This window comes from Streptomyces rugosispiralis (assembly GCF_024505145.1).
Taxonomy (GTDB): Bacteria; Actinomycetota; Actinomycetes; order Streptomycetales; family Streptomycetaceae; genus Streptomyces; species Streptomyces rugosispiralis.
Map to the genome: position 1 here is coordinate 41,417 of NZ_JANIAA010000020.1, position 19,054 is coordinate 60,470.

At 73.3% G+C, this 19,054-nt stretch carries 14 protein-coding genes and 1 pseudogene; 7 read left to right on the forward strand and 8 right to left on the reverse strand.

Going from position 1 to position 19,054, the window contains the following annotated elements; translation table 11 throughout:
* Nucleotides 1-241 precede the first annotated feature (241 nt).
* Both NP777_RS26485 and NP777_RS26490 read left to right on the forward strand, forming a co-directional pair.
* The gene (locus tag NP777_RS26485; RefSeq protein ID WP_256652696.1) at nucleotides 242-1,750 is read left to right on the forward strand and encodes an alpha/beta hydrolase; all 1,509 of its coding nucleotides are present in this window, start codon (nucleotides 242-244) and stop codon (nucleotides 1,748-1,750) included.
* A gap of 120 nt (nucleotides 1,751-1,870) precedes the next feature.
* On the forward strand, nucleotides 1,871-3,475 hold the full coding sequence (locus NP777_RS26490; RefSeq protein WP_256652697.1) for an alpha/beta hydrolase: 1,605 nt from the start codon (nucleotides 1,871-1,873) through the stop codon (nucleotides 3,473-3,475).
* Nucleotides 3,476-3,577: 102 nt separating this feature from the next.
* Here the strand turns inward: NP777_RS26490 and moeZ are convergent, their stop codons facing one another.
* From moeZ to NP777_RS26525, 7 genes are all read right to left on the reverse strand, one after another.
* Nucleotides 3,578-4,756, reverse strand: a complete 1,179-nt coding sequence (moeZ, locus tag NP777_RS26495; RefSeq protein ID WP_044570234.1) for an adenylyltransferase/sulfurtransferase MoeZ — start codon at nucleotides 4,754-4,756, stop codon at nucleotides 3,578-3,580.
* An 85-nt stretch (nucleotides 4,757-4,841) separates the two neighbouring features.
* Nucleotides 4,842-5,609: a spherulation-specific family 4 protein gene (locus NP777_RS26500; protein WP_256652698.1), complete on the reverse strand. Its 768-nt coding sequence runs from the start codon at nucleotides 5,607-5,609 to the stop codon at nucleotides 4,842-4,844.
* Nucleotides 5,597-6,673, reverse strand: a complete 1,077-nt coding sequence (locus tag NP777_RS26505) for an NAD-dependent epimerase/dehydratase family protein (RefSeq protein ID WP_256652699.1) — start codon at nucleotides 6,671-6,673, stop codon at nucleotides 5,597-5,599. The genes NP777_RS26500 and NP777_RS26505 overlap by 13 nt, the downstream gene beginning before the upstream one ends.
* Nucleotides 6,674-6,830: 157 nt before the next feature.
* Nucleotides 6,831-8,210, reverse strand: coding sequence for a hypothetical protein (locus NP777_RS26510; protein WP_256652700.1), 1,380 nt, complete (start codon nucleotides 8,208-8,210; stop codon nucleotides 6,831-6,833).
* On the reverse strand, nucleotides 8,207-10,198 hold the full coding sequence (locus NP777_RS26515) for a DUF3492 domain-containing protein (RefSeq protein ID WP_256652701.1): 1,992 nt from the start codon (nucleotides 10,196-10,198) through the stop codon (nucleotides 8,207-8,209). Before NP777_RS26515 ends, NP777_RS26510 begins: the two co-directional genes overlap by 4 nt.
* 214 nt (nucleotides 10,199-10,412) lie before the next feature.
* Entirely contained in the window at nucleotides 10,413-11,930 is a 1,518-nt protein-coding gene (locus NP777_RS26520; protein ID WP_256652702.1) for a DUF3152 domain-containing protein, read from the reverse strand.
* A complete protein-coding gene (locus NP777_RS26525) occupies nucleotides 11,914-12,948 on the reverse strand; it encodes an alpha/beta fold hydrolase (RefSeq protein ID WP_256652703.1) in 1,035 nt (344 codons plus the stop codon). The genes NP777_RS26520 and NP777_RS26525 overlap by 17 nt, the downstream gene beginning before the upstream one ends.
* 250 nt (nucleotides 12,949-13,198) lie before the next feature.
* Between NP777_RS26525 and NP777_RS26530 the strand changes: the two genes are divergently transcribed.
* The 4 genes from NP777_RS26530 (at nucleotide 13,199) to NP777_RS26545 (ending at nucleotide 15,121) form a co-directional block, all read left to right on the forward strand.
* A complete protein-coding gene (locus NP777_RS26530) occupies nucleotides 13,199-13,429 on the forward strand; it encodes a hypothetical protein (RefSeq protein WP_256652704.1) in 231 nt (76 codons plus the stop codon).
* A gap of 137 nt (nucleotides 13,430-13,566) precedes the next feature.
* Nucleotides 13,567-14,208 (forward strand): TetR/AcrR family transcriptional regulator, encoded by a 642-nt coding sequence (locus NP777_RS26535; RefSeq protein WP_044570254.1) that lies wholly within the window; start codon nucleotides 13,567-13,569, stop codon nucleotides 14,206-14,208.
* 207 nt (nucleotides 14,209-14,415) lie between these two features.
* A complete protein-coding gene (locus NP777_RS26540; RefSeq protein ID WP_020868598.1) occupies nucleotides 14,416-14,643 on the forward strand; it encodes a DUF3107 domain-containing protein in 228 nt (75 codons plus the stop codon).
* A 205-nt stretch (nucleotides 14,644-14,848) separates the two neighbouring features.
* A complete protein-coding gene (locus NP777_RS26545; RefSeq protein ID WP_256652705.1) occupies nucleotides 14,849-15,121 on the forward strand; it encodes a hypothetical protein in 273 nt (90 codons plus the stop codon).
* A 174-nt stretch (nucleotides 15,122-15,295) separates the two neighbouring features.
* Here NP777_RS26545 and NP777_RS26550 read toward each other — a convergent pair whose 3' ends face one another.
* Nucleotides 15,296-16,105, reverse strand: coding sequence for a ferritin-like fold-containing protein (locus NP777_RS26550; protein WP_256652786.1), 810 nt, complete (start codon nucleotides 16,103-16,105; stop codon nucleotides 15,296-15,298).
* Between the two features lie 203 nt (nucleotides 16,106-16,308).
* Here NP777_RS26550 and NP777_RS26555 point away from each other — a divergent pair.
* Nucleotides 16,309-18,922 (forward strand): annotated as a pseudogene (locus NP777_RS26555) (DEAD/DEAH box helicase).
* The last annotated feature ends 132 nt before the right edge of the window (nucleotides 18,923-19,054 follow it).

Consider the following 19,054-nt stretch of genomic DNA (forward strand, 5'->3'; position numbering starts at 1 on the left):
TGGCAGTAGCTCGCCCGCGACGGGGCGCCGCGGGGCCGGTGCCCGCCCGCGAAAGGGCGCTGTGGAGGCGCTGTGAGGCTCACCCGCGAAGAGGCGCTGTGGCGCCTGTAAAGGCCCCGCCAGCGCCCTCCCGCGGTCGCCGGGCACCCGGGGCTCCCCTCACCCGTACGCCCCCGCTGTGCGCGCGTACGGCGGGCCCGGCCCTCACGATGGCGGTACCCCCACCCACGGGAGAGCCGCCGTGTCCCGACCTCTGCGCCTCGGTGCGCTGTCCGCCGCCCTGCTGCTGACCGCCCTGGCCGCAGGATGCGGTGGCGACGGCGGGCGGCCGGACACCTCGGCCCGCCAGAAGCCGGCCTGGTCCAGTTGCCCCGCCCCCTCCTCGAGCCAGGACGCGGCCGCCACCAAGGCCCCGGGCGGGGAGTGGGAGTGCGCGACGCTCCATGTGCCGCTGGACTACCGCAAGCCGCACGGCAAGACCATCGGCATCGCCATGATCCGCGCCAAGGCCACCGACCGGCGGCACCGGATCGGCTCGCTGATCTTCAACTTCGGCGGGCCCGGCGGCTCGGGCGTGGCCACCCTCCCGGCCCTCGCGAGCAGCTACAAGCAACTGCGCACCCGCTACGACCTGGTCAGCTTCGACCCCCGCGGGGTCGGCCGCAGCAGCGGGGTGCGCTGCCTCGGGGACCGGCAGCTCGACGCCTACTACGCCGCCGACTCCACCCCGGACGACAGCGCCGAGGTGAAGAGCCTGGTCCGCCGGGTGAAGACCTACGCCGCCGGATGCGAGAAGAACTCCGGCCCGATCCTGCCGTACGTCGGCACCACCAACGCCGCCCGTGACATGGATCTCATGCGACGCGTCCTCGGCGACAAGAAGATGCACTACTTCGGCGTCTCCTACGGCACCGAACTCGGCGGCGTCTACGCCCATCTGTACCCGAAGAACGTGGGGCGCGCCCTCTTCGACGGGGTCGTGGACCCCATGCAGACGCCCGAACAGGGCGCGCTCGGCCAGGCCAAGGGGTTCCAGCGCGCCCTCGACGACTATCTGAAAGCGTGCACCAGGACCAGCGTCTACAGCTGCCCCACCCAGAACCGGATCCGCACGCTGCTGAAGCGGCTCGACAGCCGTCCGGTGCGCGGCTACGGAGGCCGGAAGCTGACCGAGTCCCTGGCCGACGGCGGGATCGCGCAGTCCCTGTACTCACGGGAGTACTGGCAGTACCTCACCCAGGGGATCGCGGCCGCCCAGCAGGGCGACGGCAGGATCCTGCTGGCCCTGGGGGACGCCATGAACGGACGCGGCCCGGACGGCCGCTACAGCACTCTCCAGTCCGCCCTTACCGCCATCACCTGTGCCGACTACAAGCAGCGCTATACGGTCCCGGACATCGAGCGGGAGCTGCCCACCTTCCGTAAGGTCTCCCCCGTCTTCGGCGACATGATGGCGTGGGGCCTGACCCAGTGCACCGCCTGGCCGGTCCACGGCGCCTGGACCACGCCCGACGTGAGCGCCAAGGGGGCCGCGCCGATCCTGGTCGTCGGCAACACCGGTGACCCGGCCACCCCGTACGAGGGTGCCGCGCGGATGGCGAAGGAGCTGGGACCCGGGGTCGGCGTCCAGCTCACCTACAAGGGCGAGGGCCATGGGGCGTACGACAGCGGCAACGCCTGTGTCCGAAAGACGGTCAACGCCTATCTGCTCCAGGGCACGGTGCCTCCGAAGGGCAAGGTCTGCACCTAGAGCCCGGGGTCCGCGGCCGGGCCCGCCGCGCGAACGCCACGCGAACGTCGTGCGAACCGTGACGGCTTCGAGAAGAGTTGCCGACGATTCCGCCCCCGCCTCCTCATAGGATCTCCGGATATGCCGAGTTCCTCACGCACCATACGGACCAGGGCCCTGGTCTCCATGACCGCCATGGTCACCCTCCTCACCGTCGCGAGCTGCGACGGCGACGGGGGAAACGAGCAGGGCAAGGCGTCGTCCGAGCCCTCGGCGTCGGCCCCCGCCGCGCCTTCGGGTTCCGGGCTCCCCGGCTCGCTCACCGCTCAGAAGCTCAACTGGTCGTCCTGCCCTGCCCCGACCGCGATGCAGGGCACCGGTGAGAAGCCGGGAAGCGAGTGGGAATGCGCCACTCTCAAGGCGCCGCTTGACTACGCGAAGCCCAGCGGCGAAACGATCGATCTGGCCATGATCCGCGCCAAGGCCACCGGATCGGGCAAGCGCATCGGCTCCCTGGTGTTCAATTTCGGCGGACCCGGCGGCTCCGGTGTCTCCTCGCTCCCCGGTTTCGCCACCGCCTACGACACCCTGCGCTCACGCTACGACCTCGTCAGCTTCGATCCGCGCGGGGTCGGCGAGAGCGCCGGGGTGCGGTGCCGGAGCGACGAGGAGATCGACGCCTCGAACTCCGTGGACAGCACGCCGGACGACGACGCCGAGGTCAAGACCGCGATGGCGGACGCCAAGGCGTTCATCAAGGGCTGCGAGAAGCGCTCCGGCAAGGTGCTGGGCCATGTGGACACCGTGAGCGCCGCGCGTGACATGGACCTCATGCGGCAGGTGCTGGGCGACGACAAGCTGTCGTACTTCGGCATCTCCTACGGCACCGAACTCGGCGGGGTCTACGCCCATCTGTACCCGAAGAGGGTGGGACGCGCGGTCCTGGACGCCGTGGTCGACCCCACCGAGGACCCCGAGCAGGGCTCCTACGGCCAGGCGAAGGGGTTCCAGCTCGCGCTCGACAACTACCTCGAGGACTGCGCCAAGAAGGGCACGGCCTGCCCGACCGGCGGCGACCCGGCGGCGGGCACCGACCGGATCGTGGCCTTCCTGAAGAAGCTCGACAAGAAGCCGCTGTCCACCGAGAGCGGCCGCAAGCTCACCCAGGACGGGGCGCTGAGCGGTATCGCCGCCGCGCTCTACGACAAGGAGAGCTGGAAGTACCTGACGCTCGGGCTGCAGGAGGCGATGCAGCTCGAGGAGGGCAACATGCTGCTCGCCATGGCCGATTCGATGTCCGGCCGCGACGAGAACGGCCACTACAGCAACATCAACGCCGCCAACGCGGCCATCAACTGCGTGGACGACAGGCAGCGTTACACGGTGGCCGATGTGAAGGCCCAGCTGCCGCGCTTCCGCAAGGCGTCACCGGTCTTCGGCGAGTATCTGGCCTGGGGCCTGCTCGGCTGCACCGGCTGGCCGGTGGACGGCACCACGGACACCCCGGACGTCAGCGCCGAGGGCTCGGCGCCGATCCTCGTGGTCGGCAACACCGGCGACCCGGCCACGCCGTACGAGGGGGCCCGGAAGATGGTCCAGGAGCTGGGCGAGGGCGTGGGCGTCGAGGTCACCTACAAGGGGCAGGGCCATGGCGCGTACAACAGCGGCAACGCCTGCATGACGAAGACCGTGAACGCCTATCTGCTGGACGGGAAGGTGCCCGCGAGCGGCAAGACGTGCCGCTGAGGCTCTCGCGGCACCCGTAAGGAGGCCGACGACAACCGTAAGGGGGCCGGATCGCCGTCGGCGCGGCGGTCCGGCCCCCTTACGGGCGGTGCGTACCGGAGATCAGTAGACCGGCTTGTCGGGCTCGATCTGGTTGACCCAGCCGATCACGCCGCCGCCCACGTGGACGGCGTCGGAGAAGCCCGCGGACTTCAGAACGGCCAGGACCTCCGCCGACCGGACACCCGTCTTGCAATGCAAGACGATCTTCTTGTCCTGCGGAAGGTCCTGGAGGGCGCCGCCCATCAGGAACCCGTCCTTCGGGATCAGCCGGGCGCCGGGGATCGAGACGATCTCGTACTCGTTGGGCTCGCGGACATCGATGATGTCGATGTTCTCGCCGTCGTCGATCCACTCCTTGAGCTGCTTGGGAGTGATCGTCGAACCGGCCGCCGCCTCCTGGGCCTCGTCCGACACCACACCGCAGAACGCCTCGTAGTCGATCAGCTCGGTGACGGTCGGGTTCGGGCCGCAGACCGCGCAGTTCGGGTCCTTGCGGACCTTGACCTGGCGGTAGGTCATCTCCAGGGCGTCGTAGATCATCAGACGGCCGACCAGCGGGTCCCCGGTGCCGGTGAGCACCTTGATGGCCTCGGTGACCTGGATGGAGCCGATGGAGGCGCACAGCACGCCCAGCACGCCGCCCTCGGCGCAGGACGGGACCATGCCGGGCGGCGGGGGCTCCGGGTACAGGCAGCGGTAGCAGGGGCCGTGCTCGGACCAGAAGACCGACGCCTGGCCGTCGAAGCGGTAGATCGAACCCCAGACGTACGGCTTGTTCAGCAGCACGCACGCGTCGTTGACCAGATAGCGGGTGGCGAAGTTGTCGGTGCCGTCCACGATCAGGTCGTACTGGGAGAAGATCTCCATCACGTTGTCGGCCTCGAGGCGGCCCTCGTGCAGCACGACGTTCACGTACGGGTTGATGCCGAGGACCGTGTCACGGGCGGACTCCGCCTTGGACCGGCCGATGTCCGCCTGGCTGTGGATGACCTGGCGCTGCAGGTTGGACTCGTCGACCTCGTCGAACTCCACGATGCCGAGGGTGCCCACGCCGGCCGCGGCGAGGTACATCAGGGCCGGGGAGCCGAGGCCGCCGGCGCCCACACAGAGCACCTTGGCGTTCTTCAGCCGCTTCTGCCCGTCCATCCCGACATCGGGGATGATCAGATGGCGCGAGTACCTGCGGACCTCGTCGACGGTGAGCTCGGGAGCCGGCTCGACCAGGGGTGGCAGCGACACGGGGACTCCGTAAGGGGAGGGAGCAGACGGTTCACCCCCGCGTGAGCGGGGAGGTTTTCTTCTCGTAACACTGCCACGCCCCATCTCATTCCATGACACGTGGTCCGAGTCGCGAGACGATTTCGTCCCAGTAGCCGGGCAGGGCCGTCCAGGGGGAATCGATGCAGGTCCGTCCCTCGGGATGGGCCGTACGGTCGGTGAAGTAGATCGTGCCCGCGCCCTGCCAGCGGGCGATCCTCAGCGCTTCCTCGAGATGCCGGCGCGGGACGCCGTGCACCTGGTGGCAGAACCGTTCGGGCGGATATCCCGCGGTCCACTCGGCCACCTGGGACCAGCGGTAGTCCGGCCACGAGCCCCGGAAGGTCACCAGCTGATCGGCGAGCTCCATATAGCCCTCATGGGGATGGATGCCCTGGCCGAGCACCAGATAGGCCCCGCCCAGCAGCGCACGCAGCGTGGCCACCGTACGGCGGACCTCGGGCAGCCCGGGGCGGTCCACCGGGCAGCGCTCCAGACAGAAGCCGTCGACCTGGTACCAGTCCAGGAAGTGGTTCGCGTCGCTGATCAACTCGCCGAAGGGGCGGGTGCCGCACCGCAGGTCGAGATGGCCCAGCACCCGTACGCCCGTGGCGCGCAGCCGGGCTGCCGCCGTAAAACAGTGCGGATCCCTGCGCGAGCCGGGGCCGCGGGCCACATTGAGGACCGCCCAGTGCAGGGGCGCGCCGGGGCGGGTGAGCTCGGCCCACTCGGTGGGCGCCACCAGGGGGTGGGCGTAGCCGGGCACTCCGAAGCCCAGCCGGGCCGCGGTGGCCGGGACCTCGTGCCCCGGGTCCGCGGGGATCAGATGCGACATGCCGCCTCCATCCAGATGTCGGCGAGCGACTCCTCCAGCGGGATCCTGGAGCGCCAGCCGAGCCGGTCGCGGGCGGTGCGCACATCGGCCTGCTGCCAGCTGCCGCAGCCGTCCGGGTACGGGTAGGTGGCGGCCCGGCAGGCGCCGCCGGCGCCTGCCGGGCCGCCACCGTGCTCGCCCGCCACCTGGGGGTGGGCGGGTGCGTGGCCGTGGGCGGTGGCATGGCCGTGGGCCGCGCCATGGGGGTGGGCGGGCGCCGGGACGTGGGCCGCGGCGGCCGGGAGGTAAGGCGGCCCCCCGCGCCCCGGCGGGCTGTCGATCTCGTGCAGGGCGCCGCCGAAACCCGCGACCCTGGCGAGCACGGAGGCCGCCTCGCGCAGCCTTACGGCGCGCCCGCTGCCGATGTTGACCACGCCCTGCGCGGCCGACAGCGAGGCCGCGTGGACCGCCCGCGCCACGTCCCGTACGTCCACGAAGTCGCGCTGCACGCCCAGGCCGCTCAGCTTGAGCTCGCTCTCCCCGGACTGCATCGCGCGCCGCATCGCCTCCGCGAGCCGCCCCAGCGGCGACCCGGCCGGGGTGCCGGGCCCCACTGGCGAGAAGACCCGCAGCACCACCGCGTCCAGCCCGGAGCCCAGCACCAGCTCGGTCGCGGCGAGCTTGCTCACGCCGTACGGGCCGCCGGGGCGCGGCACGGCGTCCTCGGCGGTCGACGAGCCGGGCTGCGAGGGCCCGTACTCGGAGGAGCAGCCGATCTGGACGAGGCGGGCCCCGCAGCCGCTGCGGCGCAGCGACTCGCAGACGGTGGCCACGGCGACGGTGTTGTGCCGGGTGAGCTCGCGCGCCCCGCCGCGGGTCGCCCCGGCGCAGTTGATCACGACGCCGGGGTGGACCGCGTTGAGGAAGCGGGTGAGCGCGCCCGGGCTGCCGTTGGAGAGGTCGAACCGCACATCGGCGTCGTCGCCGCGGCCGAGCGCGGTGAGCTGGACGGCAGGGTCGGCGAGCAGGTGCTCGGCCACATAGCGGCCGAGAAATCCGCCGGACCCGAGCAACAGGACTCTCATCGGTCGCGCCTCCCCGTACCGGCGCGCTGATCGGTCATGTCGCAGCTCATGTGGTTGCTCCTCGGACTCGTCGAGAGGGAAGGGAAGGGACGGGGGGTGGCGGGTTCGGTGGGCGCCTTACGGGCGCGGTGGGCCCCTTACGGGCGCGGTGGACGCCTTACGGGGCGCGGTCCGGGGCGGTGCGGGTCGTACGGGTGTCACGGGCGGCCCGGGCGGTACCCGCGCCGGGGTCGCCGTGGGCGGAGGCCCGGCACAGGGCGCCGAACGCATGGGCCAGCAGGGCGAGCGCGGCGGCGCCGCAGGCGGCCGCTGGGACGGCGGCCGCGCCCTGGGCGGCGGTCAGCCGTGCCACGGGCTCCCCGAGCGGCGCGGCGCCCGGCAGCCGGGCGGCCGCCGCCATCGCCAGGGCCACGGCCTGGACCGCGCAGGCCGCGGCGATGCCGCTCAGCGCGGCCCTCCGGAAGCCGTGGACGGCGAGCAGCCGGGCGACGAAGAGCAGCACGCAGAGCGCCACGACGGCGGCCTCGGCCGTCGAGAGGGGCGCGGCGGCGGGAGGCGATCCGGGCACCGTGAGCCGTGCCGCGAGCACCACGGCCGCCAGAGCGGAGAGGAAGGCCGTCACCACGCCCGCGAACAGCGGGCGCACCCCCGCCGCGAACTCCTCGAGACCACGGCTGACCGCCAGCCTGCGGCGCGCCCTGACGGCGAACCAGCGGGCGCACCACGCGGCGGGCGCGGCGGCCAGGGCGAGGAGGACGGCGGCCTCCGCCGCGGGCGCCGCGTCGTAAGGGCGGCGTCCGTCGAGGAGCCCGGTGAGCAGCCAGTCCCCGGCGGCGGCGTAGCCGAGCAGCCAGCCGGAGCCGAGGGCATGCGCGATACGGCCCCCGCGCCCGCCCCCGCGCCCGCCCCCGCGCCCGCGGAAGCGCAGTGGGCCGCGGCGCAGGCACAGCCACAGGCCGATGAGCGTCAGGGCGGCGCCGCTCGCGCCCAGGGCGAGGCCGACGGTGGTGTCCTTACGGATGGCATCGACGCGGAGGGCGGCGGAGGTGGTCGCCGCGCACAGGGCGCCCGGCAGCAGCCACAGCGCCGCGAGCGTCATCCGCACGCCCAGCGCACGCCCAGGCGCGGGGACGGCCGGGAGCGCGGGCTCCTCGGCGCGCGGCACCCGGGCGTACAGCTCCTCGGCGAGCGAGAAGACATCGCGGTGCCGGAAGCGCGCGGCGGTGCGGTCCGTCACACCGTGGGCCTCCAGCCCGGCGGCGATCTCCAGCGGATCGACGGCGCGGGCGCACAGGTCGTGGTGGCGGTGCATCAGCGCCCGCACCGGATCGGCGGGCCCCCGCCGCCCCTTCCCCCCGCCGGTGCGCACGGAGGCCTCGTCCGGCCGCCGGGAGACCGGCACCCGGGAGACCGGCACCCGACCGGCCCCGGACAGGGCGGCGAGGCCGCGATCGGGGACGGGGCCACGGTCCGATGCGGAGCCACGATCCGAGGCGGCCGGATCGAACGGGTTGTTCCGCTGGGGAGGCGTGGTCATGGGCCCTCCTCGGACGGGCGCGGGCCCACGCCCAGCGGTTCGCGTGGCGGTGGACCGGCCCAGGTGGGGGTGTGCTCCGGGGCGGGGCGGGAGGCGGCCGGGCCGGGCAGCCGGTGACCGAAGCCGTCACCGTCGCGGCCCGCGGTCCAGCTCCCGGGCACATGGGCCTCGGCGGGGCGGGCGAACGGCAGCGGCCCGCCGCCCTCGCCGACCTCCTCGCGCGGCACCGGGCAGTGCGACATCAGCTCCAGATAGATCCCGCGGAACGCCGCGACGTTCTGCTCGACCGTGAACAACTCCAGCGCACGGGCACGCGCGGCGGCGCCCAGGCGCGCACCGCGCTCGGCGTCGCTCAGCAGCGCCAGGCACGCGTCCGCGAGCGCCCGGGGATTGCGCGGGGGCACCACGAGGCCGGTGCCGCCGATGACCTCGCACACCGCGCCCACGTCCGTGGACACCGTGGCCCGTCCGCAGAACATCGCCTCGACCAACCCGACCGGAAAGCCCTCGACCACGCTGGACAGCACCACGACGCCGCCCGCCCCATAGGCGTCGGCCAGGGTCGGCACCGCGGGGTCGCCGAGCCGCTCGAAGGAGACGGGGTTGTCACCGGCGGAGTGGGCGTCCGCCGCCTCGTCGGGGAAGAGATGGTCGGCCAGCGCCCGGCAGTGGGCCGGATAGCCGTCCGGCTCCGGGTCCTCGCCGCGCCGGGTCTCGATGATCCTCAGCCGTGCGTCCGGCTGCCACCGGCGCACCTCCGCGAAGGCGTGCAGCAGCGCGATGACGTCCTTGGGAGGCTCGATCCGGCCCACCCACACCAGCGTCCGGTCGTCGCCTTCGGACGGGGCCGCGCCCTGCTCGCCGACCTCCGCGAAGCGGGCGGCGTCCATGCCCGGGTAGACGGTGCGCAGCCGCTCCCGGTCGGCGCCGCACCGTTCCTGCCAGCGGCGGGTGTGGGTATTGCCGGGGGTGATCAGATCCGCCCGCGCGTACGCCTCGGCGGCCAGCCGGCCGTGGAACGCGGTCAGCAGGGACCGTACGGGTGCGGAGAGCGGCCGTCCGCCCTCCGCACCCCCCTTACCGGCCGCACCCGCCGCACCGGCCGCACCGGCCGCACCCCCCTTACCGGCCACACCGGCCACACCGGCCACACCGGCCGCACCCGCCGCACCCGCCGCACCCGCCAGATAGCACTCGCGCAGCCGTACGCCGTACTCGGTGAGCAGCAGCGGGGTGCCGAAGCGGCGCTTGGCCAGCAGCCCGGGGAGCACGGCCGCGCCGCCGTTCGCGGCGTGGCACAGATCCACCCCGGACAGCCCCGGGTCGCCGTCGGCCCCGTCGCCGTACCAGTCGAGCGACAGTGGGCGCAGTGCGCGCTCCAGGGCCTCGATGACGGTCAGCAGATCGGCGACCCGCGCCCGCTGCGCGCCGTGCGGCGCCCCGAGGGTGCGACAGGCCCGCTCCAGCGTCCTTACGGCGTCCTCGGAGCGGAGCGCGGCGGACAGTCCGCCGTACTCCCCCGCCAGGTCCGCGAGGCCGTGGAGACCATTGGCGAAACGGTCCGCCTGGTCCGTGGAACACCCGGGCACAGCGGAGCCATGGGGCGCTTCGGAGCCATGGGGCGCGCCGGAACCATAGGGGGCACCGGAACCATAGGGGGCGCCGGAACCATGGGGCGCGCCGGAACCGTAAGGCGCGCTGATCGCCGCGGCCAGTTCCCCGAAGTGCTCGGCGAACCGCCGCCGCTGCCGACGGCCGCCCCACCCGCCCCGCCGGGGCTCGGGCTCTCCCCACAGCGGCGCGGTGCACACCCTGCCGACGTGCCGCGGCAGTTCGCCCCAGCCCGCACCCTCCTGACCGGGGCCGCGGCTGAGCGCGTACACCTCGAACTCATGCTGGGCGAGCCCGCGCACCAGCCGGTCGCACCACACCCGCGCATCACCGGTCGCATACGGATAGCCACCCTCCGTAAGCAGTCCCACGCGCATGAGCGCACCCCCGATCTCCCAAACGGGCCGTTCGTCTGCCGCCGTCACCGGCGGCGGCCGCCATCAGGCAGCGGGAGCACGTTATGCGCGCAGGGCCGTGGCGTGATGGACGGTTGTCCGTCGCACCACCGGAAGGGGTGAACGCACGTGACCTATCGGGAATTCGGGCGTTGCGAGGCGCTATACGGGCGCCATATGGGCCGGTACGGGCCCGTCAGCCCTTGGGGAACGGCCAGGCGTTGGCGCGGCAGGTGACGCCGTCCGTCGACAGGAACTTGGTCTGCTGCATCATCACCGGCGCGAGCGCGCCCTGCTTGGAGCAGATCTCGTGGTTGTGGCCGAGACGGTGGCCCACCTCGTGGTTGATGAGCATCTGGCGGTAGGAGTGCATCTTGTCGTCGCCGAAGGTCTTGGCGCCCTGCGCCCACCGATAGGCGTTGATCATGACGCGCTCGGTGGACGCCGAGTCGCAGGAGACGTTGTCCTGGGTGGTGTCCAGGCCGGACTTGGCGCACCAGGCCGCCGTGGTCCCGGGGCTCGCGAGGGTGATCACGAAGTCCGCATGCCCGGACGAGACCCGCTCGAAGGTGCGAACGCCGCCGTGCCCCCAACTGCGGTCGTCGTTCAGCGTCTTGTGCACGGCCTCGGCGAACAGCTCGCCGTCGAGCGGCAGCCCCTTCTCCACATCGACGCGGTAGCGCAGCAGCTGGCCGCGGCCGGGCGCCTTGTCGTGCCCGCCGACGGTCTGGAAGGCGCCGGATCCGCGCAGCTTGGCATCGAGCGGATAGGGGGTCGCCATCTTCTCGTCATAGGTGACGGGGGCGGGCGAGTTCGCCGAGCGGGCCGCACCGCGGCCGTCGTCGGCGTGGGAGCCACGGGACGAGGCGTCGCCGCCGCGCTCAGAGCCGCCCTGGGCCTGCGTCTTACCGCCGCCGCCCTGCGGTCCGCTCGCGACCTGTCCGGCCACCACGACGGCCAGCACGGTGGTCACGGCCGCAGCGGCGACACCGGTGAACGTGCGCCCCTTACCGCCCTTGGCGACACCGCGCGCCCCCTTGCCCGGGGGCTCCTGCTCGCCGTCGCCCGGCCCACTTCCGCCGTCGCCGCCCGAGGAGCCGCCGCCGATCCCCTCGGAGGCGGTGCCCGCCCGCTGCGTACAGCGCTGCGGGGGCACTCCGCCCGGCGCACCGGCGGCGAAGACGTCGTCACCGTCGCAGTCCAGGGCGTCGGGGGTGTCGAACGCCTCGATGTACTCCTTGCGCGGTCCTGGCATCAGACCGGCCGCGCCGCCCGTGCCGCCCGTGGTCGGGCGCTGCGGCGGGTTCATGGTGCGCATGCCGTAAGGGGGCCGCTGACCGCGGGGACCGCCGGGCCCGCCGGGGACCCCGGCCGGACCGCCGCCGCGGCCACCGACCGCGCCCCAGCCGCCGCCCGCCTCGCGCTGCTCGGGATGTCCGCCCCTGGTGCGCGCCGCGGGCCCGTCGGCTCCGTACGGCAGCCTCGGTACGCCCTGCGGCGGGGTGACCCCGGGGTCCGGGGCGCCGGGTCCCGGCGCGGCCCGGCGGCGCCCGGTCCCCGGTCTGCCGCCGTCGGCCGCGGGGGCCTCGCCGGACGCGGTGTACTCGACGAACTCGGGGCCCGAGCCCTGCCCCTGGCCGGAGCCCGCCGCGACGGACCGGCGCTCCCGGCCCTCCTGGCTGCCACGTGCGCTGTGTTTACCCACGCGCCGCACCGCTCCCGTCCGCACCGGACGCCGGTACGGCCCCCCGCGCCTCCCGGCTGTCCCGGTCATCTCGTTGATCAACGTCGTCGAGCAGCTCGCGCATCCCGCGCGCCACCGCCCCGGGATACTCCATCATCGCGACATGCCCGGCGTCCAACAGCGTCAACAGACGCGAGTCGCGGAAGGTGGCGTTGGCCCGGTCCGCCATCCTTACGGACACCAACTGGTCGCGGCCGCCGTAGACGAGCAGTGTCGGGGCGAGCACCCGCTCGGCCTGACGCCACAGCGAGTGCTGACCGCCCAGGGTGTACGAGTCGACGACACCGCGTGCCGAGCGGGTGAGCGCGTCCCAGAAGTACGGGAGGGTGAGCCGGCGCTCGAACTCCTCGACCGCGTGGGCGAAAGCCTCCCGGGTGACCAGTGACGGATCGCCGAAGACGAGCAGCATCACCTCGCGGGTGCGCCGCTCCGCGTCCCAGTCCCTGGTCAAGCGGGTGAACAGCCGGGTCACCCCGGGCACCGCGAGCAGCCCGGTCGGCACCGCGGTGCACTGCGGGCGGAGTTCGGGCAGCGCGGGCGAGACGAGCGTGAGGGTGCGCACCAGATCGGGCCGCACCGCGGCGACACGGGTGGCGATCGCGCCACCCATCGAATTGCCGACCAGATGGACCGGTCCGCGGGCCTGCGCGTCGAGGTAGCGGATCACGGCGCGGGCATGGCCGGTTATCGAGTAGTTGCCGTCGTCCGGCGGCGGGGAGTCGCCGAAGCCGGGGAGGTCGAGCGCCTCGCCGTCCACCCGGTCGGCGAGCAGTTCCATGAGCGCGGACCAGTTCTGCGAGGAGCCGCCGAGGCCGTGGACGAAGAGCGCGGGCGGCAGCCCGGAGACGGACGGCGGACGGGAGCGCACGGCCATCGTGAGCCCCGGAAGGGCGGCGGTTCGCAGCTTCTCACCCGCTCCGACCCGCACGGGCCTCGCGGGCGGCACCGCCGCGACGATGCGGGCTTCCGGCGGCTCGGTCGAGGACATGCGGCAATGTTACGAGACGATCACGCGCGCGACCGTGTGTTCACGCTCACAGACCACGTAGCGTCCGAAAGTGACCTCTCCTAGGCTCGTAAGTCACAAGGGCGATCACCTTGCCACTGGCTCGCCGCCGGATGGCCGCCACTGGGCAGCCGTCGGTGGAAAGCCGCCGTAAGTGGGAACCCATCACTGGCGCCCACCACTGGCGAACCACCGGTGCGAAGCCGCCACAGGGAACAGGGAAGGGGAGTACATGTCCATCGACCCAACCGACCCCGACACCTTCGAGGACTCCGTGGAGAACACCGACGATGCCGCCACGCGCGACGTCGAGGCTCCCGAGGCGGACGCCGTCGAACAGCACCGCGAGGTGATCTCCCGCCGCGACGAACGGCCCAGGGCCGACGAGTCCATGGAAGCCAACGAGGCCGACCGGGCGGAACAGGCACGGGTCGTCGAGGAGAACGAGGAGGACTACCGGTGACCAGCGTCATTTATGGGCTTTTCATAGAGTCCGGTACGTGAAATTCTCCGCACGAACAGCGCGCCGCACTGTTACCCAAAAGTACGATGGCGGGCGCGATGGACATCGTGCACAGGGATCATTCATTGGGAGGCGGCGTGACAGCCATCGAGCAGACCGAGGCGCGCCCACGGGGTACGCGCCTGCCGCGCCGAGCCCGACGTAATCAGCTGCTGGGAGCGGCTCAGGAGGTCTTTGTCGCGCAGGGCTACCACGCGGCCGCGATGGACGACATCGCCGAGCGCGCCGGGGTCAGCAAGCCAGTGCTGTACCAGCACTTCCCGGGCAAGCTGGAGCTGTATCTGGCCCTGCTCGACCAGCACTGCGACGCCCTGCTCCAGGCGGTGCGCACCGCGCTCGCCTCGACCACCGAGAACAAGCAGCGCGTCGCGGCGACCATGGAGGCGTACTTCGCCTACGTCGAGGAGGAAGGCGGTGCCTTCCGGCTCGTCTTCGAGTCCGATCTGACCAACGAGCCCGCGGTGCGCGAGCGCGTGGACCGCGTCTCGCTGCAGTGCGCCGAGGCGATCTGCGAGGTCATCGCCGAGGACACCGGGCTGTCCCGGGACGAGTCGATGCTGCTGGCCGTGGGCCTCGGCGGGGTGTCCCAGGTGGTCGCGCGCTACTGGCTCTCCAGCGAGAGCGCCGTGCCACGGGACACCGCTGTGCAGCTGCTCACCTCGCTGGCCTGGCGGGGTATCGCGGGCTTCCCGCTGCACGGGTCCGAGGGCGGCCACTGAGCGGGACCGCCGAGCGCGGCGGACAGCGCGGCCGCTGAGCGGCCGGGGAAACGTTCCCGGCCGCGAAGAGGCGCGTTCGCGGTGGCGGGCGTGTTCGCTCCCGGCGTGCGCCCGCGGCCCCCGGCCGGCGTCCCGGCCGGGCTAGTGTGTGCTGGGTACAGCGCGGATGGCCGCGCTACCCCAAATGACCGTCGGAGGGACAAGGCCGTGGAGGTCAAGATCGGCGTGCAGCACGCGCCCCGCGAGATCACCTTGGAGAGCGGGCAGTCTGCCGAGGAGGTCGAGCGCCTGGTGGCCGAGGCGCTCGGCGGCAAGGCTCAGGTGCTGACCCTGGAGGACGCCCACGGCCGCAAGGTCCTGGTCCCGTCCGACCGGCTCGCCTACGTCGAGCTCGGCGAGCCGAGCGCCCGCAAGGTCGGTTTCGGCGCGGCCTGAGAGGATTCACCCACAGCGGCGGGGTCCGGTGGCACGAAGACCACCGGACCCCGCCGCTGTTTGCGCTCGCACGCACCCCCGGCTCGACCCGCGCCACAGACCGCCCCCATGGACAGGGTTGCCTCCGGTCGGGCACGGGTAGGACGGGCGTGACCGACTCGTGATCACGTATCGGTCCCGGTCCGCTCACGGGAAGGACGCGCCAATGCTGTTCTGGGAAGCGCTCGCCTCGGTACTGATCGGTCTCGTCATCGCGTACGGGGCGCTCCAACGGCTCCCCCGAAGGCTGCCCGCACGGCCCCTCGTCCTGTCCACCGGCCCCGCCGCCGCGCTGCTGGGCGCTCTGCTGACCCATACGGTGCTGGGCTCGGGCCACACGACGGCCGTGCTGATCGTCGCGCTCGGCTTCGCGGCGGCGCTGCTGTCGCTGCTCATCCGCCCGGCCAGGACGCGCCGCCGGCGCTCGGTCCCGGCGTAGGGCCACGGGCGTTCGGCCCTGCCGTAAGGCCGTGGCCGCGGGGCCGTGGGCCCTGCCCCTTGGACCTTTTCCGACAGACCTTTTCCAATAGACCTTTTTCGGACAGACCCATTTCGGACCGGGCTCCGGACCGCCGCCGGCCGCCGGAGCCCCCCGTTCCGCAGTCGTTCGAACCTAGGCGGCGAGCCCCAGGGCGGCCATCCGCTTGGTGTGGGCCTCGGTGATCCGGGAGAACATCCGGCCCACCTCCGCCAGGTCGAAGCCGTCGGCCAGCCCGCCGACCAGCATCGTGGAGAGCGCGTCGCGGTCCGCGACCACCCGCTGGGCCTGCGACAGCGCCTCGCCCATCAGCCGCCGCGCCCACAGCGCCAGCCGCCCGCCGACCCGCGGATCGGCCTCGATCGCGGCCCGCACCTTCTCGATCGCGAACGACGCGTGGCCGGTGTCGTCGAGCACCTGGAGCACCAGATCACGGGTGCCGGAGTCCAGCCGGGCCGCGACCTCGCGGTAGAAGTCGCTGGCGATCGAATCGCCCACGTACGCCTTGACCAGGCCCTCCAGCCAGTCGGACGGCGCGGTCTGACGGTGGAACCCGTCCAGCGCCGCCGCGAACGGCTCCATCGCCTCCGTGGGCTCCTCGCCGATCGCCGAGAGCCGCCCCCGAAGCCGCTCGAAGTGGTGGAACTCGGCGGACGCCATCTTCGCCAGCTCCGCCTTGTCCTCGAGGGTGGGCGCCAGCTTCGCGTCCTCCGCCAGCCGTTCGAACGCGGCCAGCTCGCCGTACGCGAGGGCGCCGAGCAGATCCACCACGGCGGCCCGGTACTGCGGATCGGCGGCCGCCGTGTCCCAGTCCTGGGCGGCGATCCCGGTGGGCTCCGGGGCCTTCTCCCCGCCGCCCTTCCCCGGAGCTGCGTCGTCCCCGGCGCGGTCCCCGGTGGTCGCGGCGGGCGTCTCAGGCGTGTCAGGCGTCTCCATGGAGCGCACAATAGCCCGCTCCGCGCCCCGGGGAAGGGCCTGGTCAGCCATGCCCGCGGATGCCCCGCATCGGACAGCCCGGTCACAGATGCGCGCTTACGGGGTACAGTGATAAATGCGCCCGTCGAGTATCGGCGGGTTGTTCCACGAATGCGGATGCCCGGTCGGTGGCCCGATCGGCTCCAAACCCGACCGCCCTCCGCGCGGCGCGCATCACCTGTGCGCATGGCAGGAGGGACCCGCTCGCGGCGTGTGCGCTCGAGCGAAGGCCGTGGTCCCGCGCCGAACCGGTCCTCCCCAAGGCCGGTGCACCCGGGCGCCGTGCGACCCCCTTCGCCGCCTCCCGCCGCGCTCACAGAAGAGGCAAGCATCCTGACCACCTTCCGAGAACTCGGGATCCTCCCCGAGACTGCCGAGGCCCTGGAAGCCGTCGGCATCACGTCCCCGTTCCCCATCCAGGAGATGACGCTTCCGGTCGCCCTCTCCGGCACCGACGTCATCGGACAGGCCAAGACCGGCACCGGCAAGACGCTGGGCTTCGGCCTCCCCCTGCTGGAGCGCGTCATCGTCCCCGCGGACGTCGAGGCCGGCCGGGCCAAGCCCGAGCAGCTGACCGACGCCCCACAGGCGCTCGTGGTCGTCCCCACCCGCGAGCTGTGCCAGCAGGTGACCAACGACCTGCTGACCGCCGGTAAGGTCCGCGCCGTCCGCGTCCTGTCGATCTACGGCGGCCGCGCCTACGAACCGCAGGTCGAGGCCCTGAAGAAGGGCGTCGACGTGGTCGTCGGCACCCCGGGCCGGCTGCTGGACCTGGCGGGCCAGAAGAAGCTGCGGCTCTCCTCCGTCAAGGCGCTCGTCCTGGACGAGGCCGATGAAATGCTCGACCTGGGCTTCCTGCCCGACGTCGAGAAGATCATCCAGCTGCTGCCCGCCAAACGCCAGACGATGCTCTTCTCGGCCACCATGCCGGGCCAGGTCATCTCGCTGGCCCGGCGCTACATGTCGCAGCCCACGCACATCCGTGCCACCGCGCCGGACGACGAGGGCGCGACCGTGGCCAACATCACCCAGCATGTCTTCCGCGCCCACTCCATGGACAAGCCGGAGGTCGTGGCGCGGGTGCTGCAGGCGGACGGCCGCGGCCTCGCGATGATCTTCTGCCGCACGAAGCGCACCGCCGCCGACATCGCCGATCAGCTCGCGCGCCGTGGCTTCGCCTCCGGCGCGGTCCACGGCGACCTCGGCCAGGGAGCGCGCGAGCAGGCGCTGCGCGCCTTCCGTAACGGCAAGGTCGACGTGCTGGTGTGCACCGACGTCGCCGCGCGCGGCATCGACGTCGAGGGCGTCACGCATGTGATCAACTACCAGTCCCCCGAGGACGAGAAGACCTATCTGCACCGCATCGGCCGTACGGGTCGCGCGGGCGCCTCGGGCATCGCGATCACGCTCGTCGACTGGGACGACATCCCGCGCTGGCAGCTGATCAACAAGGCGCTGGACCTGCCGTTCAACGAGCCGGAGGAGACGTACTCCACCTCCGAGCACCTCTATGAGCTGCTGAGCATCCCGCAGGGCACCACCGGTGTGCTCCCGCGTGCCGAGCGCACCCGGGCCGGGCTCGCCGCCGAGGAGGTCGAGGACCTGGGCGAGACCGGCGGCCGGGCCGGTCGCGGCCGCCGGGCCGCCGCCCCGGCCGCGGAGGAGCGCCCCGCGCGCAACCGCCGGGTCCGGCGCCGCACCCGTGGCGGTCAGACCCTGGACGGCGCGGGCGCCCCGGAGAACGCGGGGGCGGCCGAGTCCGCCGCCGACACCGCCGAGGGCGCCACCGAGCCCCGTCGGCCCCGCCGGCGCCGCCGCACCCGCTCCGGCATGGCGACGACCGGCTCCGAAGCGGCCGCTGCCGCCGTCGAGACGGCGGAGGCGGTCCAGCCGGAGGCGGCCCTGCCGGAGGCGGCCCTGCCGGAGGCGGAGCCCGCCGAGGCCGCCGAGGCCGCCGCCAAGCCGCGCCGCCGCCGCACGCGGGGCGCGAGGGCCGCCGAGGCCGCCACGGCGGCTGTCGAGACGGCTGAGGGCGCCGAGGGCGCCACGGAGGAGCCCGCGCACGCCGCCGACGAAGCGGCGGTGACGACGGCGGAGGCTCAGGAGGCCGTGGAGGCCCCCGCGAAGCCGCGCCGCCGCACCCGCGCCAAGGCCGCCGAAGCGGCGGAAGCCGCCGAAGCCGCCGTCGAGACGGCCGAAGGCACGACGGAGGCGACCAAGCCCCGCCGACGCACCCGCAAGGCCACCGAGACGGCAGAAGCCGCCGCCGAGACCGCCGAGGGCATCACGGAGGCGACCAAGCCCCGCCGTCGCACCCGTAAGGCCACCGAAGCAGCGGAAGCCGCCGTCGAGACGGCCGAAGGCACGACGGAGGCGACCAAGCCCCGCCGACGCACCCGCAAGGCCACCGAGACGGCAGAAGCCGCCGCCGAGACGGCCGAAGGCACGGCGGAGGAGGCCAAGCCCCGGCGTCGCACTCGCGCCGCCGCCAAGGCCGACCCCGTCGACGCGCAGCCGGAGGCGGAGGCGGAGGCCGCCGAGGCTCCCGCCAAGCCGCGGCGCACCCGCGCCAAGGCGACGAAGGCCGCGGAAGCCGCCGTCGCGACCGCCGAAGGCACGACCGAGGCCGCCGACGGCGACGAGGCCGCCAAGCCGCGGCGCCGCACGCGCGCCAAGGCCGCCACGGCGGCACCGGCGGCGGACGAGGCCGAGGCCGCGCCCGCCAAGCCCCGGCGCCGTACGCGTGCCAAGGCGGCCGAGGCCGTCGAGGCCACGGTCGAGGGCTGACCCGGCACAACGGCCAAGGCGCAAGACACAAGGCGCAAGGCACAAGGCACAAGGCACAAGGCACAAGGCACAACGGTGCCGCACCAACAGCGACACGCCCAGGGCCCGTTCCGCGACACCGCGGTACGGGCC

Coding starts and splice junctions, on each gene's coding strand:
- NP777_RS26490 (WP_256652697.1), top strand. CDS start 1,871: ATGCCGAGTTCCTCACGCACCATACGGACCAGGGCCCTGGTCTCCATG.
- NP777_RS26500 (WP_256652698.1), bottom strand. CDS start 5,609: ATGTCGCATCTGATCCCCGCGGACCCGGGGCACGAGGTCCCGGCCACC.
- NP777_RS26505 (WP_256652699.1), bottom strand. CDS start 6,673: ATGAGAGTCCTGTTGCTCGGGTCCGGCGGATTTCTCGGCCGCTATGTG.
- NP777_RS26510 (WP_256652700.1), bottom strand. CDS start 8,210: ATGACCACGCCTCCCCAGCGGAACAACCCGTTCGATCCGGCCGCCTCG.
- NP777_RS26515 (WP_256652701.1), bottom strand. CDS start 10,198: ATGCGCGTGGGACTGCTTACGGAGGGTGGCTATCCGTATGCGACCGGT.
- NP777_RS26525 (WP_256652703.1), bottom strand. CDS start 12,948: ATGTCCTCGACCGAGCCGCCGGAAGCCCGCATCGTCGCGGCGGTGCCG.
- NP777_RS26530 (WP_256652704.1), top strand. CDS start 13,199: ATGTCCATCGACCCAACCGACCCCGACACCTTCGAGGACTCCGTGGAG.
- NP777_RS26545 (WP_256652705.1), top strand. CDS start 14,849: ATGCTGTTCTGGGAAGCGCTCGCCTCGGTACTGATCGGTCTCGTCATC.